This window comes from Mucilaginibacter sp. 14171R-50, assembly GCF_010093045.1.
Taxonomy (GTDB): domain Bacteria; phylum Bacteroidota; class Bacteroidia; order Sphingobacteriales; family Sphingobacteriaceae; genus Mucilaginibacter.
The window spans coordinates 2,687,039-2,710,664 of sequence record NZ_CP048115.1 but is presented as its reverse complement, the minus strand read 5'-3'; the positions used below and the strand labels follow the sequence as shown (position 1 = coordinate 2,710,664).

General features: G+C 45.5%; 26 protein-coding genes. 13 read left to right on the top strand and 13 right to left on the bottom strand.

The genetic code is table 11. The features are described 5' to 3' along the window. Positions 1 to 20: 20 nt before the first annotated feature. Positions 21 to 2,003 (top strand): PAS domain S-box protein, encoded by a 1,983-nt coding sequence (locus GWR56_RS12480; protein ID WP_162431567.1) that lies wholly within the window; start codon positions 21 to 23, stop codon positions 2,001 to 2,003. A 43-nt stretch (positions 2,004 to 2,046) separates the two neighbouring features. On the opposite strand, the gene GWR56_RS12475 is transcribed toward GWR56_RS12480, so the two are convergent. Continuing rightward, positions 2,047 to 2,982: a DUF6624 domain-containing protein gene (locus GWR56_RS12475; RefSeq protein ID WP_162431566.1), complete on the bottom strand. Its 936-nt coding sequence runs from the start codon at positions 2,980 to 2,982 to the stop codon at positions 2,047 to 2,049. Positions 2,983 to 3,124: 142 nt separating this feature from the next. Between GWR56_RS12475 and GWR56_RS12470 the strand changes: the two genes are divergently transcribed. Both GWR56_RS12470 and GWR56_RS12465 read left to right on the top strand, forming a co-directional pair. After that, entirely contained in the window at positions 3,125 to 3,457 is a 333-nt protein-coding gene (locus tag GWR56_RS12470) for a helix-turn-helix transcriptional regulator (RefSeq protein ID WP_162431565.1), read from the top strand. Positions 3,458 to 3,460: 3 nt separating this feature from the next. Next, positions 3,461 to 3,898 carry an SRPBCC domain-containing protein gene (locus GWR56_RS12465; protein ID WP_162431564.1) on the top strand — a complete coding sequence of 146 codons (438 nt, stop codon included), beginning with the start codon at positions 3,461 to 3,463 and terminating at the stop codon, positions 3,896 to 3,898. Positions 3,899 to 3,967: 69 nt separating this feature from the next. On the opposite strand, the gene GWR56_RS12460 is transcribed toward GWR56_RS12465, so the two are convergent. The 5 genes from GWR56_RS12460 to GWR56_RS12440 all read right to left on the bottom strand — a co-directional run bounded on the left by GWR56_RS12460 (position 3,968) and on the right by GWR56_RS12440 (position 7,084). Continuing rightward, the gene (locus GWR56_RS12460; protein ID WP_162431563.1) at positions 3,968 to 4,528 is read right to left on the bottom strand and encodes a hypothetical protein; all 561 of its coding nucleotides are present in this window, start codon (positions 4,526 to 4,528) and stop codon (positions 3,968 to 3,970) included. A gap of 124 nt (positions 4,529 to 4,652) precedes the next feature. Continuing rightward, a complete protein-coding gene (arsB, locus tag GWR56_RS12455; protein ID WP_162431562.1) occupies positions 4,653 to 5,723 on the bottom strand; it encodes an ACR3 family arsenite efflux transporter in 1,071 nt (356 codons plus the stop codon). Between the two features lie 2 nt (positions 5,724 to 5,725). Further along, a complete protein-coding gene (locus GWR56_RS12450) occupies positions 5,726 to 6,142 on the bottom strand; it encodes an arsenate reductase ArsC (protein WP_162431561.1) in 417 nt (138 codons plus the stop codon). A 5-nt stretch (positions 6,143 to 6,147) separates the two neighbouring features. After that, positions 6,148 to 6,702 (bottom strand): DUF6428 family protein, encoded by a 555-nt coding sequence (locus tag GWR56_RS12445; RefSeq protein ID WP_162431560.1) that lies wholly within the window; start codon positions 6,700 to 6,702, stop codon positions 6,148 to 6,150. A gap of 52 nt (positions 6,703 to 6,754) precedes the next feature. Further along, complete coding sequence (locus GWR56_RS12440) at positions 6,755 to 7,084, bottom strand: helix-turn-helix transcriptional regulator (RefSeq protein ID WP_162431559.1); 330 nt, start codon at positions 7,082 to 7,084, stop codon at positions 6,755 to 6,757. A gap of 218 nt (positions 7,085 to 7,302) precedes the next feature. On the opposite strand from GWR56_RS12440, the gene GWR56_RS12435 reads away from it, so the two are divergent. Beyond that, on the top strand, positions 7,303 to 7,773 hold the full coding sequence (locus GWR56_RS12435) for a rhodanese-like domain-containing protein (RefSeq protein ID WP_162431558.1): 471 nt from the start codon (positions 7,303 to 7,305) through the stop codon (positions 7,771 to 7,773). A gap of 5 nt (positions 7,774 to 7,778) precedes the next feature. Here GWR56_RS12435 and GWR56_RS12430 read toward each other — a convergent pair whose 3' ends face one another. After that, positions 7,779 to 8,723, bottom strand: a complete 945-nt coding sequence (locus GWR56_RS12430) for a DUF2027 domain-containing protein (RefSeq protein WP_162431557.1) — start codon at positions 8,721 to 8,723, stop codon at positions 7,779 to 7,781. A gap of 130 nt (positions 8,724 to 8,853) precedes the next feature. Here GWR56_RS12430 and GWR56_RS12425 point away from each other — a divergent pair, with 130 nt between their 5' ends. Next, positions 8,854 to 9,357: a DUF892 family protein gene (locus GWR56_RS12425; protein WP_162431556.1), complete on the top strand. Its 504-nt coding sequence runs from the start codon at positions 8,854 to 8,856 to the stop codon at positions 9,355 to 9,357. A 213-nt stretch (positions 9,358 to 9,570) separates the two neighbouring features. Further along, the gene (locus tag GWR56_RS12420) at positions 9,571 to 11,463 is read left to right on the top strand and encodes a M1 family metallopeptidase (protein WP_162431555.1); all 1,893 of its coding nucleotides are present in this window, start codon (positions 9,571 to 9,573) and stop codon (positions 11,461 to 11,463) included. A 6-nt stretch (positions 11,464 to 11,469) separates the two neighbouring features. Here the strand turns inward: GWR56_RS12420 and GWR56_RS12415 are convergent, their stop codons facing one another. Beyond that, the gene (locus GWR56_RS12415) at positions 11,470 to 11,652 is read right to left on the bottom strand and encodes a hypothetical protein (protein WP_162431554.1); all 183 of its coding nucleotides are present in this window, start codon (positions 11,650 to 11,652) and stop codon (positions 11,470 to 11,472) included. Between the two features lie 33 nt (positions 11,653 to 11,685). Further along, positions 11,686 to 12,051: a YtxH domain-containing protein gene (locus tag GWR56_RS12410; protein ID WP_162431553.1), complete on the bottom strand. Its 366-nt coding sequence runs from the start codon at positions 12,049 to 12,051 to the stop codon at positions 11,686 to 11,688. A 147-nt stretch (positions 12,052 to 12,198) separates the two neighbouring features. Here GWR56_RS12410 and GWR56_RS12405 point away from each other — a divergent pair, with 147 nt between their 5' ends. Next, entirely contained in the window at positions 12,199 to 12,441 is a 243-nt protein-coding gene (locus tag GWR56_RS12405; protein ID WP_162431552.1) for a hypothetical protein, read from the top strand. 112 nt (positions 12,442 to 12,553) lie between these two features. Here the strand turns inward: GWR56_RS12405 and GWR56_RS12400 are convergent, their stop codons facing one another. The 4 genes from GWR56_RS12400 to GWR56_RS12385 all read right to left on the bottom strand — a co-directional run bounded on the left by GWR56_RS12400 (position 12,554) and on the right by GWR56_RS12385 (position 17,098). Further along, positions 12,554 to 12,748 (bottom strand): cold-shock protein, encoded by a 195-nt coding sequence (locus GWR56_RS12400; protein ID WP_067057762.1) that lies wholly within the window; start codon positions 12,746 to 12,748, stop codon positions 12,554 to 12,556. Between the two features lie 95 nt (positions 12,749 to 12,843). Then, complete coding sequence (locus tag GWR56_RS12395) at positions 12,844 to 13,983, bottom strand: GAF domain-containing protein (RefSeq protein WP_162431551.1); 1,140 nt, start codon at positions 13,981 to 13,983, stop codon at positions 12,844 to 12,846. A 377-nt stretch (positions 13,984 to 14,360) separates the two neighbouring features. After that, entirely contained in the window at positions 14,361 to 15,551 is a 1,191-nt protein-coding gene (lysA, locus tag GWR56_RS12390) for a diaminopimelate decarboxylase (protein ID WP_162431550.1), read from the bottom strand. 236 nt (positions 15,552 to 15,787) lie between these two features. Beyond that, on the bottom strand, positions 15,788 to 17,098 hold the full coding sequence (locus GWR56_RS12385; RefSeq protein ID WP_162431549.1) for an aspartate kinase: 1,311 nt from the start codon (positions 17,096 to 17,098) through the stop codon (positions 15,788 to 15,790). Between the two features lie 88 nt (positions 17,099 to 17,186). Between GWR56_RS12385 and GWR56_RS12380 the strand changes: the two genes are divergently transcribed. The 6 genes from GWR56_RS12380 (at position 17,187) to GWR56_RS12355 (ending at position 23,602) form a co-directional block, all read left to right on the top strand. Further along, positions 17,187 to 18,596 carry a phosphoglucomutase/phosphomannomutase family protein gene (locus GWR56_RS12380; RefSeq protein ID WP_162431548.1) on the top strand — a complete coding sequence of 470 codons (1,410 nt, stop codon included), beginning with the start codon at positions 17,187 to 17,189 and terminating at the stop codon, positions 18,594 to 18,596. Between the two features lie 554 nt (positions 18,597 to 19,150). Further along, positions 19,151 to 19,672 (top strand): RNA polymerase sigma factor, encoded by a 522-nt coding sequence (locus GWR56_RS12375; RefSeq protein ID WP_162431547.1) that lies wholly within the window; start codon positions 19,151 to 19,153, stop codon positions 19,670 to 19,672. Continuing rightward, positions 19,653 to 19,922, top strand: coding sequence for a hypothetical protein (locus tag GWR56_RS12370; RefSeq protein ID WP_162431546.1), 270 nt, complete (start codon positions 19,653 to 19,655; stop codon positions 19,920 to 19,922). Before GWR56_RS12375 ends, GWR56_RS12370 begins: the two co-directional genes overlap by 20 nt. Positions 19,923 to 19,941: 19 nt before the next feature. After that, the gene (locus tag GWR56_RS12365; RefSeq protein ID WP_162431545.1) at positions 19,942 to 20,631 is read left to right on the top strand and encodes a ClpP family protease; all 690 of its coding nucleotides are present in this window, start codon (positions 19,942 to 19,944) and stop codon (positions 20,629 to 20,631) included. Between the two features lie 189 nt (positions 20,632 to 20,820). Then, on the top strand, positions 20,821 to 21,972 hold the full coding sequence (locus GWR56_RS12360) for a lipopolysaccharide assembly protein LapB (RefSeq protein ID WP_162431544.1): 1,152 nt from the start codon (positions 20,821 to 20,823) through the stop codon (positions 21,970 to 21,972). 241 nt (positions 21,973 to 22,213) lie between these two features. Then, entirely contained in the window at positions 22,214 to 23,602 is a 1,389-nt protein-coding gene (locus GWR56_RS12355; RefSeq protein WP_162431543.1) for an alpha-L-fucosidase, read from the top strand. Positions 23,603 to 23,626 lie beyond the last annotated feature (24 nt).

The following is a 23,626-nucleotide window of genomic DNA, read 5'->3' as shown; positions in this document are numbered from 1 at the left end:
AGCCCATACACTGCTCAGAAATGATAAACACGATAGCGAACACACCACTATCTTATACACTTTTAAATGCCCTGCCGGTGGCCGTTTACACCTGCGACAAAGATGGGCGGATTACCTGGTTCAACGATGCCGCGGTAGGACTATGGGGCCGTGCTCCCGAAAAAAACCAGGAGTTGTGGACCGGCGCTTTGAAAATATTAAAACCCGACGGGCAGCCCCTGCCCTTACACAATTGCCCGATGGCGCGCGCCATAAAAGAGGGTGTTGCTATTGATGGCCAGGAAATAATTATAGAACAGCCCGATGGTAAGCAAGTTAACGTGTTGACGCACCCGGTGCCTTTGTTTGACGACGACGGCGTACTTACCGGTGCCATTAACACCCTTTTAGATGTTACCGAACAAAGAAACAGCGAGCGAAAACAAGCTATGCTGGCCGCGATAGTCACCACATCTGATGATGCGATAGTAAGCAAAACCCTTGAAGGCATTATTACCAGCTGGAACGGGGGCGCGCAGCAATTGTTCGGATATACCGAAGAAGAGGTAATAGGCCGCCATATAACCATATTGATACCCCATGAACGGCTGCAGGAAGAAACTGAAATATTAACTAAGATAAGAAAGGGCGAAAGGGTTGAACACTATAAAACCTACCGCCGGCATAAAAATGGAACGGAAATACCGGTTTCGCTGGCCATATCGCCCATCAAGGATCGTAAAGGCAATGTTATAGGCGCATCAAAAATTGCGCGGAACGTTTATAAACAGCAGCTCGCCGAGAACACCTTACAGCAATACGCTGAAAACCTGGAACTGCTTAACACTATAGGTAAAACGATATCCGAGAACCTGGATGTACAGGAGATATTGCAAAAAGTTACCGATGCCACTACCACCCTTACCGGTGCAGCTTTTGGCGCGTTCTTTTACAACAAGCTTGACGAGCAGGGCGAATCGTACATGTTATACACCTTATCAGGCGCGCCAAGGGAAGCCTTTGAAAAGTTTGGGATGCCCCGTAATACTGATGTTTTTGCGCATACTTTTAACGGCCTGGGCATTGTTAGGGTTGATGACATTACAAAAGACCCCCGGTATGGCCATAACCATCCGCATTATGGTATGCCAAAGGGCCATTTGCCTGTAGTAAGTTATCTTGCGGTACCGGTTGTGTCAAAAAGCGGCGAGGTTATCGGCGGCCTGTTTTTGGGCCATCCGGAAGCCGGCAGGTTTACCCGCGAACATGAGATGCTGGTATCGGGTGTATCATCACAAGCCAGCGTAGCGCTTGATAACGCTCAAATGTATGAGGAGATCCAAAAGCTCAACTCAAAAAAAGACGAATTTATAGGGTTGGCCAGTCACGAGTTAAAAACACCCATGACCAGCCTTAACGGCTACCTGCAAATCATCGACCGCAGTCTGGGCGAAAACGACAGGAACAAAGTGTTTATACAAAAAGCCTTATCACAGATAAATAAACTGTCGGACCTTATATCAGACCTGCTCGATGTATCGAAGATTGAAGCCGGAAAGCTCCCTTTCTCGTTGAGTACGTTCAACCTGCCCGAACTGGTTGATGAAGTGGCCGACCTGATGCAATATTCAACCAAAACACACCGTATTATTATCTGCTCTGATATTCATGACCTGGTAGTTCATGCCGATAAACAACGTATCGAACAGGTGATGATCAACCTCATTTCAAACGCTATCAAATACTCGCCACAAGCCGATATGATCAATATTTCGGTATCCGCATCCCACGATAAGGCCGCTGTAACGGTGCAGGACTTTGGCATGGGTATAAGCAAAGAACAGCAGGAGCGCATTTTTTCGCGCTTTTACCGTGTGGACGACCTTGCCTCGCATATTTCAGGACTGGGAATAGGGCTGTATATCAGCAAGGATATCATTACGCGCCACGGTGGCAGGCTATACGTAGAAAGCGAGCCCGGTAAAGGATCTACCTTTGGTTTTGAGATACCACTTAAACAGTGATATTTACAGCATTGCGCCGCAAAGCAATGCTGTGATCAATATATTATTGTTCGGGTACTGTATAATCCAAACCAAAGCGTTTGGCGTAATCTTTAAGCGGCTCCAAACCAACTTCGGCCCGGCGTTTATCTACGTTAGGCTCATCTTCAATGGGTTCAAATTTCATTTTACCGTCGGCGTCTGATCTTAACTGGCTGCCATAAACCTGCTTTTTGCCTTCGCGTATGTTTATACGGTCTTCAAGCAAAGCAAGGTTGGCAGCCCTTAGCTTCTTATCCTTCACGGCCTGGCGCATTGCGGGCAAATAATGCTTTTGCGTGGCCAGGTCGGCATGTTGTATAACCAAAAACAAAGTGATACTGCCTAACGTCCCCACTTCATCGGGGCCTACCCAGCCATGTTTGTCAAGTATCTTTTTAACCTTCACCAGGTTAATGGAGTCCTGAACATTTATCGTTTTAAAAAGCTGCTTTACCTGTGCCGACTGCAGCCCGTATATTTTAGCCAGGCTGTCTATTTTTTTTCGCCCGCCCTGGTCGTCGGCATAAATGGTTTCCAGCTCCCTAACAAGCGGCTTGTTCAGGTTGGCTTCGGCTTTCTCTTTATTTTTGCTTATAACGGCAAGCAATGCGGACCAGCGCTTATCGTTGTGCAGGCTGTTAAGGTCGGTGTCGGTTGTTATATGCGCATAATTGCTGTATGCCAATAAGTTTGCCACACGCTCCAATTGGTAAAACGCGCTATCGGCATTGCCCGCCAACGCCCATGAACAAGCTGCATTATAGCGGTCGTCGCTAAAGCCCTTCCAGCTATTAACCTTAAATGCATTGCTGTACGCCCGGGCAGATGCCGGGTAGTTTTTTGACTCATATAGCGAAAATGCTTTTTTTATCGAATCGGGGTAGCTCCCGGTACTTTGCGCTTTTGCCATTCCAAACAGCATTAAGTTAACGCCAATAATTGCGATTAAAGATTTCATGTGATTTTAAATTAAAGATAATTACGAAGTTTTCGTAATTATACGAATTATTCGTAAGTGAACAAAAAAATTTATTTTTTATTTTGCGTAACCGAATGGTAACATATATATATTTGTAACCAAACGGTAACATATTTTAATAATGAGACGAGATGTTTTCCAGGCTATTGCCGACCCTACCCGGCGCCAGATTATAAACCTGCTGGCCGGCCAGCAAATGAACCTGAACGCTATCGCCGATAGCTTTGATATCAGCCGCCCTGCAGTATCAAAGCATATCAAGATACTTACCCAATGCGGGCTTATCACCATAAAACAGCAGGGTCGCGAACGCTATTGCCGAGCGGAGCTAAAAAACCTTGAACAGGTAGCCAAATGGACCGACCAGTACCGCGCCTTTTGGACAAGTAAACTGAACGCTTTAGAGAATTTTCTGGAGCAGGAAGAAATAGAACAAAAAACAAAACTTAAATAATTTATGGAAACGAAACCACTGATAGTTGAGCGTACGCTTAATGCCCCTGCAGGCCGCATATGGCAGGCTTTAACCGATAACGATAAAATGAAGAAATGGTATTTTCAGCTGGAAAATTTTGAACCCCGCGTGGGGTTTGAGTTCAGCTTTACAGGCCAGGGCAGCAAAGGCGAAAAATATGTACACAATTGCCGGGTTACCGCTGTTGAGCCCGAACGGAAATTAAGTTATACCTGGGCATACGAAGGCTTTAGCGGCAGTTCGGAGGTTAGCTTTGAACTTTTTGCCGAGGGTGATAAAACACTGGTGCGCATTACCCACACCGGTTTGGAAACCTTCCCGCAGAACGGGCCGGATTTTGCTATAGAAAGCTTCACCAAAGGCTGGAACCACATACTGGGCATTAGCCTTAAAGAGTTTGTGGAAACAGAAACTGACTGATGCGAAAAAGAGACCGGCGAAAGCTTAAGCTTTGCACCGGTCTCGCATTTACACATGTAAGCTATTATTTTATTTACCTGCAGGCCGGGTTGCCGGGGCCGGCGACGGGCTTGTTGTTGGTGTTGTGCCCGGGCTTGTAGCGGGTGTTCCGGCGGGCCGGGTTGTTGGTGTTGTAGTGGGCGTAGCAGGCGGCATTGCAGGGCTTGTAGGCGTCATTGGCGTAGCAGGTGGTACAGCAGGACTTGTAGGCGTCATTGGTGTAGCAGGCGGTACAGTAGGGCTTGCAGGCACCGTTGGGTTAGTAGGGCTGGTTGGCGCCGTAGGATTTGTTGGTGTGGTTGGGTAACTTGGATTTGTTGGATTTGTTGGATTATTTGGTATAGTAGGCGTTGCCGGGCTTGTTGGGCTCTGCGGGTTAGTAGGGGTCGGTACGATAGGGCTTTGCGGTGTAGCTGGGTTTGTTGTTTTTGGCGCCTTCCGCTTTTTGGGTACCGTGTCCTGGTTAACGGTTAAGTTTCCGGTAGATAATACCGCCCTGTCTGTAGCAAATGTTTTATGATCTTTGGCTGCGGCATAGTTAATGGCGCAGGCAGTAACAGCCGCAGCCATTATTAAACTTAACTTTTTCATGCTGTATATTATTTAATGGTTTATATTTATTAACTATTGAATAACATTTTTTATGCCAAACAGTCTAAACCCAATAAAAAAGAGCATGAATAATTGCATCAACGTTACGAAAGACCCTATCTGCTTACATTGTTCTTGTATAATACTTATCCCGCAGCCACAACGATACCTTTACTAATAATATTAAAGCGGGTACTTCAACAAGCGGGCCAATAACCCCGGCAAATGCTTCGCCGGAATTTATACCGAAAACGCCAATAGCCACCGCTATGGCCAGCTCAAAGTTGTTGCCCGCTGCGGTAAAGGCAATAGATGCATTTTTAGAATAATCGGCTCCTATAGATTTGCCGGCAAAAAAACTAACCAAAAACATGATAGCAAAATATATAGCCAAGGGGATGGCAATACGTACCACGTCAAATGGGATCTGAATTATCAACTGTCCTTTTAAGCTGAACATTACCACTATGGTAAACAGCAGCGCAATGAGTGTTATGGGTGATACTGCAGGCAAAAACTTCGTGCGGAACCATTCTTCGCCTTTAAGCCTTACTAACCCGTAACGGCTTATAACACCCGCCGCGAAAGGTATGCCCAGGTATACCCCTACCGACTTTGCTATCTGCGTCATTGTGATACTCACTACCTCGCTTTTCATACCTACCATTGGCAGCAGCAAAGTAATAAACACGTAGGCATAAACGCTGTATAACAACACCTGAAACACACTGTTGAGCGCTACCAACCCGGCGGCGTATTCGCGGTTGCCATCGGCTAATTCGTTCCAAACAATAACCATAGCTATGCACCGGGCCAGCCCTATCAATATCAACCCTGTCATATACTCCGGTTTATCGTGCAGAAACACCACGGCTAAAACAAACATCAGCACCGGCCCTATTATCCAATTTAAAAGGAGCGAGAGGCTAAGTACTTTGATATTACTGAACACCCGCCCCAGGCTTTCGTATTTCACCTTGGCCAGGGGCGGATACATCATTAATATCAAGCCAATAGCTAATGGTACATTGGTAGTACCTGCCGTGTACGAGTTGATATAGGCAGGGGCCGAAGGCACATAATACCCTATACCGATGCCCGCACCCATTGCAAGAAATATCCATAAAGTTAGGTAGCGGTCTAAAAAGCCCAGCTTTTTACGATTAGCTGCGGGCGCGCAATTGTTAGCGGTCATGTTTACCGGATGTTTTCTTTTACAAAGTTGGCGGCGAAGATCTTGATCATATCGCGTACGCGTTTAAACTCATTTACCACTTCTTCATGGTTGCCCTTCGCTTTTGCCGGATCTTGGAAGTTATGATGAAAACGATGAACATCCCCGGGGAAATAAGGGCAGGCTTCCTGAGCGTTATCACACACGGTAATAACATAGTCAAACGGAATGTTCAAATATTCGTCAACATGGTTTGATTTATGTGCAGATATGTCTATGCCATCGTCGGCCATTACCATTACCGCCATCGTGTTAACACCATGCGTTTCGATCCCGGCGCTATATACGTTCGCCTTTTCACCTGCAAAATGGCGCAGGTAACCTTCTGCTATCTGGCTGCGGCAACTGTTGCCGGTGCACAATACCAATACGTTTTTCATATGATTTAGCAGCACCCGCCGCCCGGTGTGCAGCATGTTGTGTTATCGGTAAGGTTTTTAAATTGTACCACAGGTTTAATTTGAACGGCAGGCGTGCAGCATTCTTCGCCCTTATCATCAGTACCGCAGCTCCCGCCCCGCTCTATTGCCTTACATTGTACGGTATCGGGCCGCAGGTCAACCACCAGGTTATCGCCATCGGCCGTTATGCTCCGGGGAAGCATCTGGCGGGTATCGTATTGTGAGTTTCCGAACTCGATCTTTACAATACCCTCAGCCTCTAAAGGCAGCACTTTTTCAACAACCTGGATGATAGACAGGGCTTTGCTCACCGGCATGGCCCTATCCTGCTGCGCTTGCGGCTCATATAACTGTACGATAACTTCTGTCCACTTATTCATCACCCCGCCGCAATCAACCGAGGTTATTGGCGCCTGTTTAATTTCGGTGATGTGATAAGAGGCATCTACCCACTGGTCTTGCGCGTATTGAAATTGCAGCGCCAGATTGGGGTTTGCCTGTAACTGTTGTTTAAAAGCAGCCCATTTTAAATTTTCCATTGTTTATCAGTTAAATCAATCGCAATATTACGATTAATATCGTTAAATTTTTTTAACAGCAATGGTTCGCGCCTTTGTAAGATGCAAACATGCTATCAATCTCGTTTTGTAAATTTTTCCATGCGATGGGCTCAATACAATAGCAAACGCTCACCCCCTCTATAGTTCCTTGTATCAGGCCGGCACTTTTCAGTTCCTTTAAATGCTGCGATATGGTTGCCTGGGCTAAACCCAACTCGCCCACCAGGTCGCCGCAGATACAGGCATTGGCTTTAATAAGGTGCTGCAATATGGCGATACGCGCCGGATGCGCAATTGCCTTTAGCTGCATAGCCAGCTTATTTTGCTGTTCGTTAAAAATATCGGTTTTGGTAATGCCCATATATTAATCGCAATATTACGATTAATATATGATAAAATGAAATTTTCTATTTTTTTCGCTTTGCCAACGGCAATACACAAAAACCGAATCGTATCAAACGGCATTTGGACAAAACTGATTGATTGCCCGGGGCAAGTCTTCTGCCCCGTTCGCCGGTACTTGCCTGTTTCTGCTGTAATCTTGGTATATTGCGCTACACCACAATTTTGATATAATTCATGAAAAAACGCCTTCTGATAATACTTTTGGGTTTATTTACCATACCGGTTTGCAGCCTGTATGCCCAAACCTACGCCAAACCATTGACGCTGCCAGGCGCGGATAACCCATGGCTTAACAGCCAGTTGATTGAACCTGCTGCCTTGGCAAATATTATGATGGCTAATGGCGCCCATCAGCCTGTTATATTGAACATTGGGGTTGTTGACGATATCAAAGGAGCCACGCATATAGGGCCGGTTGGCAATAACAAAAACTTAGCAATATTGAAAGCAAAGCTTTCGGCCACTCCAAAAAACCAAATGGTGGTTTTTTACTGCGGATGCTGCCCGTTTGCAAAATGCCCTAACATAAGGCCGGCCTTTGCCGAGTTGACCAAACTGGGATTTACCAATATTAAATTATTAAACCTGCCGGTAAATTTAAAAACAAACTGGATCGACAAAAATTATCCTGTCGAATCAAAGTGAGCCGGCTATTTTAAGATCACCTTAGTGGCCCCATACCCAAACTTCTCTTTACGGGCATCCATAAAGGTTTGAACTTTAGGATGCTTGCTTAATAGCTTATGCAGTTCGTGCTTTAATATACCGTTGCCGGTGCCATGGATAAAGGTGATATCGGGCATTTGATGCACAATTGCGGCATCAAGCGCTTTCTTAAAATGATCGGTTTGTATGTTCAATATCTCGCTGCTGCTTAAAAACTGGTAATCGTCGCGCAGTTTCTCAATATGCAGGTCAAGCTCGGCAACTGGTTTGGCAACGGTTTGCTGCTTTTCTTCGGCGGGTTTAAAAAAGCTTTCCTTTAGCTTTTCAGCATCAATGATCAGTTCGGGTTCGTCAAGCTGTATCATCCAGCCCTGCTGTTTTATATAAGGCACCAACTTTTTAGCGCCCGAAAAATCCTTGGCTTTAAATTGCTCGCTTACATTAAGCGGCTCAACCGCCGGCTGGTTCTGCTTTGTAAAAAATATCACCTGGAATATAAACTTTGGCCACAGCTGCAGTTCAGATAATTTGGCCGAATAAACTTTTGCAACACCATTAGGTTCAATAATACCGGCAAACTCGCCCTTATAATCCTTTTGCCGCTGCGTGGTAAGCGATGCCAGTAGCTGGTACGATGTTTCGTTTACCATATATAAATGCACAAGCGCGTTTGCCTTTGCGTCGGCAACCACGGCAACATGTATACCTTTACTTTTAAACTCGCCGGTTGGCTTTACCTCGGGAATGTACTCTTCATCATGACTTGCGGCACCGTGGCCGTGCACATACGTAACCTTGCCGGCCAATACGGGTATCTCAAAATCGTCCTCAACAGTAACGCCAATCATCTGTTCGTCAATAATATTGGTTACATACCCTTCCAGCTTTTCGTCAACAAAGCGTACAAAATCGCCTAATTTATATCTCATGGTGCAATAATAAGTAGCAATTGATTAATAATCCATACATCAATAATTAAATATAACTTTACCGGGCAATTGTTTCGTTATTAAAAAAGAAAACGGACTTTTGTGTTGCCCATCACAATTAATTAAGCGCATGGAACCCATTAATTCCCCAGCCCCCGACGCAGCTTTTTTAAAGCTGATATTTCTACATCATTTAACACGCATTTACAACGGCAAACGTTTTTTACACCAGCATACGGCCAATCTTACGGCCATGGCATCATTTAAAGGGCTGGAACTTGCCATAGACGAGTTTAGCGAGGATGTTAAAAGGCAGATAAGCCGGATGGAGGAGATATACAAGCTGTTGGGCGAGACGCCCTCGCCGGAGGTTTGCAACCCGATAAAATCAATTGTAAAAGATGAGTTTTGCCTTGATGAAACGCAAAACATACCGCTGCTTAATGACCTTGACGTAATGCTTTATATCCAGATACTGGAGCACATCAACATTACATCATACCGCATGCTTATTATGATTGCCAAGATGTTGAAGTATGACGAGGTGAAGCAGCTGCTGACGGAGAATTTTGATGAATCGGCAGATAATGATAAGCTATTTACGCTGATAGCTAAGGAATATATTACCGGCTAATAGCATAAACGGCATAAAAAACAAAACCGGACCATAAGGCCCGGCTTTGTATAGTTATTTAATACCCCTACTAAAATAACTTACAACAAAGAAAAATAATTAAAGCCCGGTAAACAAGCATCCCGTGTAACAATTCGTTTACCTGAATATCTAATTGTTTGTTATAATATATCCTACATTTGTTTGCGTATCAAACTACAAACCCAATACACTATGTTAAAAAAATTACTGTTAACTGCCGCTTGCAGCATAGGGCTGCTGCAATTGCAGGCACAAAGCCTTTACGTACCCCGCGACATCCAAAAAGCGTATGATAAAGGTACCCGCAGCCACGATGGTAAGCCCGGGCCAAACTACTGGCAAAACCATGCCCGATACAATATCTCTATTACCGCCGCGCCCCCGCTTAGCACAGTAAAGGGCACCGAAACCATTACTTATATTAACAACAGCCCTGATACGTTAAAGCAGCTTAACATGAAGCTGATCTTAAACATTCACCGCCCCGGCGCCGCCCGTATGGGCAATACCGGGCCTGATTATTTAACATCGGGTATACAGATAGATACTTTTTTAATTGACGGGCAAAAAAAGAACTGGAACAACGACCAGGCATCGGCAACAAACCAGGGTGTTGGCCTTAAAAAGCCGCTGATGCCGCACGACTCGGTCCAGATGAAAATTGTTTGGCACTTTGACGCAACGAAACAAAGCGGCCGCGAAGGGCAGATAGATTCTACCAGCTATTACCTGGCTTATTTTTATCCCCGCGTATCGGTTTACGACGATTACAACGGGTGGGACCGCCTTACCTTTACCGATGCCCAGGAGTTTTATAACGACTTTAACGATTATACCCTAAACGTAACCGTACCAAAAAACTTTATTGTTTGGGCTACCGGAACGCTGCAAAACCCAACACAGGTGCTGCAAAAAGAATATGCCGACCGCCTGCAACGATCAATGACCAGCGACAGCACTATACACGTGGCTACCATTGACGAAGTTACCGGCAACAAGGTTACCGCGCAAAATAATATGAACACCTGGACATGGACATCAACCAACATCAGTGATGTTGCCGTGGGTCTAAGCAACCATTATATATGGGATGCGGGCAGCGTTATTGTTGACCAAAGCACCGGCAGGCGTGCAAGCATGCAGGCCGCCTATTCTGTTAAGGGTACCGATTTTAAACAATCTGTACAATTTGGCCGCAACGCCTTAGGCTGGTTTAGCCATAACTGGCCGGGCGTACCTTACCCCTTCCCTAAGATGACAGCCTTTCAGGGCTTTGCCGATATGGAATACCCCATGATGGTTAACGATAGCCAAATGGGCGACCCGGGTTTTGCGCAACTGGTACAGGACCACGAAATAGCGCACACCTGGTTTCCGTTTTACATGGGCATTAACGAAACCCGCTACGCCTTTATGGACGAAGGCTGGGCAACTACATTAGAGTACCTGATAGGCACTGCCGAAAAAGGCAAGGCAAAGGCCGATGCTTTTTACAAACAATTCCGTATTAACGGGTGGATAAATAACCGCTCGAGCAACCAGGACATCCCGGTTATTACCCAAACCAGCGAACTAACAACAGGTTATGGTAATAACGCTTACGGCAAGCCATCATTAAGCTATTTGGCTTTAAAAGATATGCTTGGCGATGACCTGTTCAAGAAAGCGCTGCACGGCTATATGGACCGCTGGCATGGCAAGCACCCTATCCCATGGGATTATTTTAACTCGATGAGCAACGTATCGGGCCGCAACCTGAACTGGTTCTTCAACAACTGGTTTTTCACCAACAACTACAACGACCTTGCCGTTAAAAACGTAGTTACCGGTAAAGATGGTTATACCTTTACAGTAGCCAACATTGGCGGCTTTGCAATCCCGTTTGATGTGGTTTTAACCTATACCGACGGCACCACCAAAACCGTACACCAAACCCCTGCCGTTTGGGAAAAAAATCAGAAGCAAACGCTGGTGACTTTCAAATCTGTACGGGGCAAGAGCTTAAAATCTATCACGCTCGACAACGGTATTTATATGGATGCCGACATGAGCAACAATACATGGGCACCAGCCGCAAAAAAATAAGTTTATTTATTTGCTTATATAAAAACGCCCACCGAAAGATGGGCGTTTTTTTTGTGGTGTTGATCTTTGGTCATGCTGAGCGAGCGAAGCATCTATCGCCGCCATACAAGCGGCGATGCGCAGTTCGCCAATACATCCTACTTCGCTCAGGATAACACAAATGGTGTATAACAAAAAAGCGCCCGGCATAGCGGGGCGCTTTTTGAATGTATGTTAATACCCTTACGCGTTCTGGATAGAGTTGTTCCAGTCGTTTGCGGTACTTTTTACTTTTGATTTTGCGGCATCAGCACCGTTTTCAGCGTAGCTGCTTGCTTTCGATTTCGCATCGCCATAAGCATCTTCGGCATCACTTACAGCACCCGAGAATTTCGATTTTACAGAATCAACTGTATTGCTGGCGTACTCTTTTACGCTATCTGCGGTTGTTTGCGCTTTGTTTTTTGCTTTGTCAACAAGGTCGTTAACATAATCAGCAATATCGCCTCTTAACTCTTCACCTTTTTCGGGGGCCAGTAATAATCCTAAAGCGGCGCCCGCGGCAGCACCCACTAAAAGTGCTGCTATAATTTTTGCTTGATCTTTCATGTTATTTTACTTTTTAGTAGATGATTTGTAATTAATTAACAAATACCATACCGCACTGTTTAGATTATTTACAATAAGTTTTTCGCCTATCTTTGAAACAGGCGGCATTATACCCCAACATAAAGCAACGTTAGCCGTTAATACCGCATGGATATCAAATCCCTTATAGATGCAACCCGATCGGTGCATTTCCGGAAAACATTTTACCTGGTAGCTATTGTACTGGCCGCTATACTGCTTGTAGTTAAACACCAACTATTACCCTTTATAAACAGGAAGGAAAAAAGGGCCGACAAAATACTTCGGCACATATTAGACACTTTGGTCGCCCTGATCTTTATTACTATCGCCCTGGCATCGGTAATGTTTTGGCTAACCGGGAACGAATAAGGTGTGCATGTGGTTTCCACAGGCTTACTGCAACAATAATTTTCCGTCGCAAAAAAAAACATCCGCCTGTTGGGCGGATGCTTTCTGTAACATTTAGTGGATTAATATATAATTAAACAACTTTTACGTTTACTGCGTTTAAGCCTTTTCTTCCGTTTTCTACTTCGAACTCAACTTTATCGTTTTCACGAATTTCGTCAATCAGACCTGTTGAATGAACAAATACGTCGGCACCACCACCATCAGGGGTAATAAAACCAAAACCTTTTGTTTCATTGAAAAATTTTACTGTTCCTTCTTTTTGCATTATTTTATTTATTAAAGCGCGCAAGGTAGGTATAATAATCCACATTAGTGCAAAAGCGCTCAAAAGGCTGTAATGTTATTGCAATAAAGGCACTATCAGGCTACCACCGCCAGGTGGCGGCTGTGCAGGGTGTTTTCAGAGTCTTTAACAATCCCGCGTATCTTTTCGTCCAGTTCGTTAATGGTAAGTTCCATCATATCAAAATAGTTGAAATATACTTTCTCCATTTTGATCAGGTCCATTATACCTAAAAGCGATGCCACCGGGCGGCGCAGCTCGTGCGACTGAATAATAGCAATACGGTTAAGCGCCTCGTTTTGTATGTTAATATAGTCTTCCTGCTTTTTATGGTGTGTAATATCTGTAGAGTTAAGCGCTACCCCTATTACCTCGCCGGCGCTGTTTTTAACCGGGATAAAATTGGTGATCTTCCAGCAGGCGTGTTCTGTACCCGGCATCAGCATCCACTCACGTTTTATAGACCGCCCCGAGAGGGCTATGTTAAAGTATTTTTTAAACTGGTTTAGTTTGGATGGTTCAGTAAAATCAAGAAGGGAATCGCCAAGTGCTACCTTGCGGCGGTACACGGTTTTAATAAAAGTAGCGGCCGATTTATTAAAGGCCAGTATATCGTAATTACGGTCAACCAGCAGGTGCGTATCATTTGAACTATCGAATATCGCCTTCAGCTTCAACTCCGATTCGGCTATGGCCGCCGCATGCTGCAGCTCTTTTTGGCGTTGGTGGGCAAGGTTGCTCAGGCTCCAGTTAAGCTCCATTAAATTCACCACCTGTTTTGCCATTACCTGCAGCGCCTTTTGCTGCTGCGCGTTTAATTGGCGGGGCTGCATATCTATCACACACAAACTACCTATGGCACAGCCATCCTTGGTTATTAAAGGCGCGCCGGCATAAAAGCGCACGTAAGGTTCGCCGGTAACCAGGGGGTTGTTGCAATGCTGCGGGTGGGCCTGCAGGTCTTCAAATATATTCAGCCCCTGTTTCATAATAGTAGTATCACAAAAGGATACACTTCTGGGTGTACATTCTACATCCGTACCAACCGAGGCCTTAAACCATTGCATATCATTATCGATCAAGGTTACCAGCGCCACAGGCGTACCGCAAATTTCTGCAACCAGGGCAACTATATCATTCAGGTCGTTGCTAATTGTTGTGTCAAGTTGCTTAAACCTTTCTACGGCTGTAAGGCGTTGTTGCTCGGTATGGTTCATTTGCAGGTAGATTGTAATAGTATAATAGTTAGCCAACTAACTAAAAAACTTTCATTTAACAACAATCAAGGTTAAATTGTTTAAGTCGGTTAGCCTTTGTTCACTCATTTCAGGAATATAATCAACTACGATAATATATCCGTCACAGTTTGTCGTGCCGCATTTATTTCCGACGTGGGTTTCGTTTTACATAAAAAAGCCCCGGCAGCGTTAACCAACGGGACTTTGCTAAACACCTTAATACAACGTATAACCACTATCGTGATATTAATTGTTTAGCTACTCGATTATATAAGCCAACCAACTTACAATCAACCAAAAAACTTACTATAATTAATATACGATTGACACGTATCAATGGTTTGCCGTAAAATTTTTTATTCAGAGTAAACCGATTGTACCTGGTCGCGCAGGTTATAGTTTGATGCCATTACCTCGCCGTAAGCGCCTGCCGTGCGGATAGCGATCAGGTCGCCGCGGTACGATTGCGGCAGATCTACATCCTTACGGAAACAGTCGGTGCTTTCGCAGATAGGGCCTACAACATCATATTTTATTTCGGATTTCGGATTTTCGATTTCGGATTTATCTTGATTCTTGATTCTCGACTCTTGTGTCAAGTTCTCAATAGCATGGTAAGCCTGGTAAAGCATGGGGCGCATCAATTCCGTCATGCCGGCATCCAGTATCAGGAAGTTCTTTTTCTGACCGTTCTTCACATACAGCACTCTTGATATCAGCGAAGCTGATTGCGCAACCATGGCCCGGCCAAGCTCAAAATGTACCTCCTGCCCGGGTTTAACATGCAGAAATTTGCTGAACACTTTAAAATAGCTTTCAAAATCGGCAATGCCATTGGTATCGGGGTTGTAATAGTCAACCCCAAGGCCGCCGCCGGTATTTAACACCTTAACGGGAAAGCCGTGGTCTTCAAACCAGTCCTGCATTTCGTTGATGCGGAGGCAAAGACTGCGGTAAACCTCCATATCGGTAATTTGCGAACCGATGTGAAAATGGATACCTAAAAATTTAAGGTTGGCACAATTGCGCAGCGTTTCGGCTACATCATTTAGCTGCCAGGTGTTGATACCGAACTTGTTCTCGTCGAGCCCGGTAGTGATAAAATGATGCGTATGCGCGTCGACGTTAGGGTTTATACGGATAGCGATGCCCGCAACTTTATCTTTTGCTTTAGCCAGATCATTAATAATCTCCAGTTCCTGGATAGACTCCACATTGAAACAAAAGATATCGGCATCAAGCGCGGCGTTTATTTCCTTATCAGATTTACCCACCCCGGCAAAAACCACCTTGCCTTTATCAAAGCCATGCGCAATTGCTGACTTTACCTCGTTGCCGCTTACGCAATCGGCCCCAAACCCAAACGACTGGATCATATCCACCACTTTTGGGTTAAAGTTAGCCTTCATGGCGTAATGTACATGAAACCCATATTTTGACGATGCATCCCTGCAGGCATCAAGCGTATTACGCAAAACATCCAGATCGTAATAATAAAATGGTGTTTCCAGTTCGTTAAAGCGATGTATTGTATTGTTATTGAACATGTTTAAAAGTCTATTTCATTCCGTCGTTGCAATTGGTTTAGCCTCACCCTGCCCTCTCCAAAGGAGAGGGTTCTTATTTATTTCCTCAAGTCCTCTCCTTTGTAGAGGATTTTAGGTGAAGCAATCCCCGACATGCTTATCGCCTGCTTTTCTATCGGTAGATTGCTTCGTCCCTCGCAATGACGTTTTATTATTCGCGTTGGCGAAATCTAAAATCGTAATTCTAAAATCGTAAATTAAAACAACCTGCTATGCAGGCTTCTCAGCACTTCTACCTTATCTTCTGTTTTTACCAGTAAACTCATATTGTGGTCGCTGCCCCCATAGGATATCATCCTTACCGGGATATGCTTTACGGCTTCCAGCACACGCGCCGCATAGCCATGCTTTTCGGCCCCAAAATCACCCACTACACATATAATGGTATGGTTTACGTCGATATCAACCGACCCAAACGCAGCCAGTTCGGCAGTTATCTCGCCCAGGTAAGTGGTATCATCAATAGTTAATGATACCGCCACCTCTGATGTGGTGATCATATCTATCGAGGTGCGGTAACGCTCGAACACCTCAAACACCCGGCGTAAAAAGCCATGCGCCAGCAGCATGCGGCTGCTTTGTATCTTTATAGCGGTAATGCTATCCTTGGCCGCAATAGATTTTATCCTGTCCTTTTCGCTGGTATTGGTAATTAACGTACCTGGCGCCTGCGGGTCCATAGTATTTAACAGGCGAACGGGGATCTTATACTTTTGTGCCGGGAAAACGCTTTGCGGGTGCAATATCTTCGCGCCAAAATAAGCAAGTTCGGCAGCTTCGTCAAACGATAGCTGGGCGATGGGTTTGGTATTGCTTACAATGCGCGGGTCGTTGTTGTGCATACCGTCAATATCGGTCCATATCTGCACTTCCTCGCTGCGGATGCCTGCACCTATTAGCGATGCCGTGTAATCGCTGCCGCCGCGGCGCAGGTTATCAATCTCGCCAAAGGCATTACGGCAAATAAATCCTTGGGTAATAAACAAGTTCACATCCGGGTGCTTATCAAGCAACGGGGTAAGCTCTGTAGTAATATGGTCAACAACCGGCTCGTTATCCTCGTCGGTCTTCATAAACTCAAGCGCGGGTAATAAAACCGATGGCACGCCAATCTCTTTAAGGTAAATGTGATACAGCGTGGTTGACAGTAATTCGCCCTGCGCTAAAATAACTTTATCTTCTATCGGCGTAAATAAATCGTTGGCAAAGCTGCTTAACAGCCTAAAGTGGTAATCAATAACCTCCTTACCCTGTTCGTAGGTTTCGGGCTTTGTTAAAAGCTCCTTAATAACGCCCTCGTACTTTTCTTTTAATATGGCAATTAAATTGGCTGCCTTTGCCTTATCGTTATTAAGGTATGCCTGCCCTATTTCAACTAAATTATTGGTAGTGCCCGACATGGCCGAAAGTACCACTATTTGCCGCTCCCCGGGGTTTATTATATCCAGCAGCTTATGCATGCGGGCGGCGCTGCCTACCGATGTTCCGCCAAATTTTAAAACTTTCATTATTTGTTTCCGTTTACCATAAAACATTGATATTCTTGTATGAATATTGAGGCGCTAAAAATAGGATTTTAAAATACTTATATCTAAAATGAGCAAAATAAAATTTGGAACAGATGGCTGGAGAGCGATCATTGCCGACGACTTTACTGTTGAGAATGTAAAACGCGTAGCCTATGCTACGGCTTTATGGCTAAAACAAAACTTTGAAAAGCCCAGCGCTGTGGTTGGCTGCGACCCGCGTTTTGGAGGCCCGATGTTTGCCGATATTACTACATGCGTACTTGCATCGCAGGGGATCAAAGTTTTTCGTGCCGAAAACATGTTCATTTCAACGCCCATGATATCGCTGGGTACGGTGCGCAAACAAGCATCTGCCGGTATCATTATAACCGCCAGCCACAACCCGCCTGCTTACAACGGATACAAAATAAAAGCTTTTTACGGCGGCCCTGCCACACCCGATGATATTGAAAAGGTAGAAACGCAGATACCCGACACCATCAGTCTGGAACTAAAATCGGTTACCGATTATGTTACTGATGGCCTGGTAGAGTATGTTAACCTGGAGGATATGTATGTAGAACATGCGGAAAACAGCTTTGATATACCTGCCATCCGCGATAGCGGCCTGCAATGGGCTTACGACGCCATGTACGGCGCCGGGCAGAACGTAATGCGCCGCCTGTTTCCGGATATTACCTTTTTGCATGCCGATTACAACCCAAGCTTTGACGGACAGGCGCCCGAGCCAATACAGCGCAACCTGCAGGAGTTTGAGGAGTTGATAAAACTATCCGAGGGCGAAATTGCATCAGGCCTGGTTACCGACGGCGATGCCGACCGCATTGGTTTGTACGATGGTGACGGCACGTTTGTAGATTCGCACCATATATTGCTGTTGCTGATACATTATATGTATAAGGTGAAAGGCGAAAAAGGCGAGGTTTACTCAACCTTCTCGTGTACCAGCAAAATTCAGAAACTTTGTGATGCCTACGGCCTGAATAATACGGTTACTAAAATTGGCTTTAAATACATTTGCGACCTGATAGTGAACAGCGGTAAACCATTTATGGTTGGGGGCGAAGAATCGGGCGGTATAGCGGTAAACGGCCACATCCCCGAGCGCGATGGCGTTTGGATAGGATTGATGATATGGGAGTTTATGGCAAAGAGCGGCCGCAGCTTAAAAGACCTTGTACAGGAAATTTACGACGTAGTAGGCAAATTTGCTGTTGAGCGTTACGACCTGCATGTTACCGAAGAAAAGAAACAGCAGATCATCAGTAACTGTAAAAGCGGTATCAGCAGCTTTGGCAACCTCAAAGTTGCCCGCACCGAAGACCTGGACGGCTTTAAATTCTTTTTTGAGGACGATACCTGGGTAATGATCCGCCCATCGGGCACCGAGCCTGTGCTGCGTGTGTATGCCGAGGCCCCATCCACCGCCGAATCATTCAAGATCCTGGATACAGTAAAGGCGGATCTTTTAAAATAGGATCAGATTTACAGAATTTTACTACTCACAGAATAAAGGCTTGCTTCGGCAAGCCTTTTTGGTTTATCGTATCGTTGGACTCACCCCCTGCCCCCTCTCTGCTACGCAAAGAGGGGGTTCTTAATTTCGCCTGCTATTTTACGCTGTCAGGCTGAATTATTGTGTTGTTGCCAATTGCCGATCCGACTCACCCCCTGCCCCCTCTCTGCTGCGCAAAGAGGGGGTTCTTAATCACTTATCTTCTTACCCTCTTTGCGCAGCAGAGAGGGTCGCGCACGAAGTGCCGCGGGGTGAGTTAATTGCCGGGCCGTTCTTCCGGCAACTTGTGCCTTACCCTCTTTGCGCAGCAGAGAGGGTCGCGCACGCAGTGCCGCGGGGTGAGTTAATTGCCGCGTGGATCGTTCAAAAAAACTGTGGCAACAACATCCAAAAGGGCAAAACAATTATACTCACTCACGGCCCGGCACCTCGCAATAACGGGAACTTTAAATTTTTTCCTAATTTCATGGTGATATATCACCTCATCCGCGCACTTATATTTAAACGCAGTTATTATGGTACAAACGGTTAACAGGGAACAGTTACTGATGGAGCTTTACAAGAGCGGCTTCCCGGCTGTGGCTAAATATGTGGCACGTATGGGCGGATCGTTTGAAGATGCCAGGGATGTGTTCCAGGATACTTTGGTTATATATTACGAGAAAGCCTCCAATGGCAGCTTAAACGCAATGGATGACAAGGCTTACCTGCTGGGCATCGCAAAACATCTTTGGTTTAAAAAATTCAGGGAGGGTAATACCACCGTGTCCATGCAGGATGAGATGTTGAACCTTGCTAATGAACAGGAGAAACAGGTTTCAAACGGCAAAGTACTGCAATACCTGCAAACAGCCGGCAAACGCTGCATGGAATTGTTAAGCGCCTTTTATTATGATAAGTTGTCCATGAAAGACGCAGCCCAAAAGTTTGGTTACGCCGGCGAGCGCTCGGTTACCGTGCAGAAATACAAATGCCTGGAGAAAGTAAGGGACACCGTTAAACAACAATCATTAACGTATGCGGACTTCATTGAATAACATCAAAGCGATTGACGACCATTTGCTGGGCTTGGCTGCACCGCCGGACAATTTATTGTTCGAGGCGAAGATGATACTGAACCCGGAGCTCCGGGCCGATGTGTACTGGCACCAACAAACCCTTGCCCTTGTGCAGCAATATGGCCGCGAACAGTTGCGCGCCGAAATAGAAGCTGTACACAAGCAGCTTTTTACACGGCCCGAGCACCACGGCTTCCGGCAAAGCATACTGCGTTTTTTTAAACGCTAACCCTTTAAATTTTAAGAAAATGAACACTAATGAGTTCCGCAAATACGCGGTGAGGCATCGCCATGTCCAAAGTTTACATGTAGACAGGTTTATAGCCGGGGTAAATAACAGCCGCTTTACCGGTCAAACTCCCGCCATTATGGAAGAGCGGCAGATGAACATTACCCAAATGGATGTTTTCTCGCGCCTGATGATGGACCGCATTATCTTTTTAGGCACCGCGGTTGACGACCAGGTAGCCAATATCATACAGGCGCAGCTACTGTTCCTGCAATCAACCGATGCAAAGCGCGATATCCAGATCTATATCAATTCGCCGGGTGGCTCGGTTTACGCAGGACTGGGCATTTACGATACCATGCAGTTTATCTCGCCCGATGTAGCAACCATTTGTACCGGCATGGCCGCTTCTATGGCGCAGGTTTTGCTGTGCGCCGGCACAAAAGGCAAGCGTGCGGCCCTGCCCCACTCCAGGATAATGATGCACCAGCCTTCGGGCGGGGCGCAGGGTATGGCTTCGGATATTGAGATAGCTGCCGTACAGATCGCAAAAATGAAACGGGAGCTTTACGAGATCACAGCCAAACACACCGGTCAGGATTTTGAAACCGTTCACCGCCTGTCTGACCGCGACCACTGGATGATAGCCGCCGAAGCCCTGGAGTTTGGCATGATAGATGAAATTTTGGGTGCGAGAGAGAAAATTTAGCACCTTGATCCGGGCTGTGTATGTTTTATGCCGGCCGCGTACGAAAAGCCTTAGCTTGCTATAGGTTGTTTACACCTTAGCCGCATCAACCCTGCAGCGAGGGCACTATTGTAAAATTTAAAAAGTAATTCTACCTTAGGAAGGCTAATAATCAAACCTATCCGATTAATTTAATAGTAGAATTTAATAATGAAAACAGCCCTGATCACCTTTATCACATGCCTGTTAACTACGTTTACATTTGCACAAACCGATGCTCAAAAAATTGAAGACGCCAAAGCCCTGATAACCCAAAAGAAATATGCTTCGGCCTTTGAAACATTAAGCAGTTCTAACGACCTTAGCCCTGAATTGGCGATAACTTTAGCTAAGCTTGTTACCGAACATTCCCTATCTGTCAGCAAATATCAATCATGGGAAATGATGGATGCGGGTGGGTCTATAAAGCTTTTCGACCTGAATGTTGAAGGTTTACTTTTCGGGGCAATAGGCAAGTGGCCTGCTGATTGTCGTTTGTATGAAGAGCAATGCCGGTTTTACACTTTCGTTTTAAACAACGAAGGCCAATACGGTTCTATGGCTTTATTAACTGCTTTAAACAAATCGGTTGACCAGTATATTCAGCCAAAATGCCCAAGCTATCTGTCTGATTATGTGCTGGGCTATACATCTTTGGAACTTGGCCAATTAGATAATGCCATTGAGTACCTAAAAAAATCAATAGCGTTGAACGCCGGGTTTGCTAAGGCGCATTTGCAGCTTGGCCGGGCATATCTTAAACAGAAGAATATGGCAAGCGCGTTGGCTACCTCCCGCAAAGCCGCTGAACTGGCTGTTGCGAACAAGGAGCGCAGCGGCGCTTTGCTGGTTGCTGCACAAGCATATGAAGCTATGAACGACAAGGCGAACGCCTTAAAAAATTACCTTGCCGCCGACTCATTAAAGCATGGCGACTTTTTCGTTCTAAAGTCGTTGTTGAACTTTTACGTTAAAACAAATAACAACAAAGCTGCTGAAACGGTTAATGCTTTCCTTACCTCGCAGGACAGAGGGAAGCTTTCTTACTACCTGGATGTTTATGACATTTACGCTGCCAACGGCAGGTTGGCCGACCTGGCCATGATCTATCAAAAACGCCTTGCCGACTTTAAGGGCACAAAGAGTGTAGAAGCATGTCTGAATTTTGCGCTTGGCAAAATTTATCAAACTACAAACGCAGACCTTTCTAAACAGTATTTAAGAACTGCAAAAGGCATGGGCCTCGAAGCAAAAAATATCACCGATACCAGAACGCATCCAAACACCAGTAAAATAGTTACGGAAGCATATACGGCCATTTAAAGGCAGTTTAACTTTCGGCAGATATCACTTCCGGTTTTCTGCATAGTAAATTAAATCACAGGTAATGGTGACAGCACTATGTCAGTACTCAATTTTAAAAGTAGCTGATAATCAAGCGTTAACCTATGTTCACGGTGTTCACGTGCGCCGAACGTGAACGCTTTTAGCTTGATCGTTTTCCAAAAGTTATCAAATCTTACTCAATAATCGTTTACTTTGGGTTTACTATTTGTGTCATCCCATGAAGAAACTATTTACCGTTATTGCCCTGCTTACCGGCATCATATTTAAAACCTCAGCGCAAAACACCGCAGAAGCCAATTATCATCAGCTGCAGCAAAAGTTCGTCGACCTGAAGTTTGGGATGTTCATCCATTTCAATATGCCTACCTATATGGATGCCGACTGGCCCGACCCCGATGCGCCTGCATCAGCATTCAATCCAAAAAAACTAAATGCCGACCAATGGGCCAAAGCGGCCAAAAGCGCTAACATGACGTACGGCTGCTTAACCACCAAGCACCACAGCGGCTTTTGTATCTGGGATACCAAAACCACCGATTATAACGTAATGAACAGCCCGCTGAAGCGGGATGTGGTAAAAGAATATGTGGATGCCTTCAGGAAGAACGACCTTAAAGTGATGCTTTACTACAGTATTTTAGATACGCACCACCGCTTGCGCCCGCACCAGATCACCCAGAAACATTTTGAAATGGTGAAGGCCCAGTTAACTGAACTGTTAACAAAATACGGTAAGATAGAAGCCATTATCATCGACGGCTGGGATGCGCCATGGTCGAGGATCAGTTATGACGATATTAATTTTGAGGACGTTTACCACCTCATTAAATCCATCCAGCCTGACTGTGTGCTGATGGATCTTAACGGCGCAAAATATCCCGCCGAAGGCCTGTTTTACAGCGACATTAAAACCTACGAAATGGGCGCGGGCCAGCGCCTGTCAACAAAGGATAACGTTATGCCGTCATTAGCTTGCCTGCCTATACAAAGCAGCTGGTTCTGGAAAACAAATTTCCCAACCACCCCTGTAAAAGACCCGGCCAAAATGGTTGAACAGTTAAACACCCTTAACCAGGCGGGCTGCAATTTTATCCTTAATGTTGCCCCAAACCGCGACGGCTTATTCGACGATAACGCCCTGGCCGCCCTAAAAGAAATAGGCAAGCTTTGGAAGAACAATGTGCCCGCGCCCAAACTGGCTGCAACCGGCGCACCCATAATATCAAGCAATTTGGCTAAAAACAAACCATCAAACGCCAGCTGGAGCGATGACATGGATATTATGGATTTTGCCAACGACGATGATTTTACCACATCCTGGGTATCCAGCAAAACGGTGGCAAAGCCTTGGTATGAAATAGATTTTGGTCACGATACGGAGTTTAATACCATTGCTTTGACGGAGAAAAAACCAAACATCACCGCCTACCATTTGGAGTATCTGCAAAACGGTGTTTGGAAACCCATACTTGAAGGCAGCACAGCCTCACGTGTGAAGGTCCACCGTTTTAACCGCGTTTGGGGCACCAAAATACGCGTAACCATCGATAGAGCCGAAGGGCAGGTTTCCATCGCGGAGTTTGGCGTTTATAACGAGCGGAGGTAAGCGGATTTCCGTAAACTATAATCC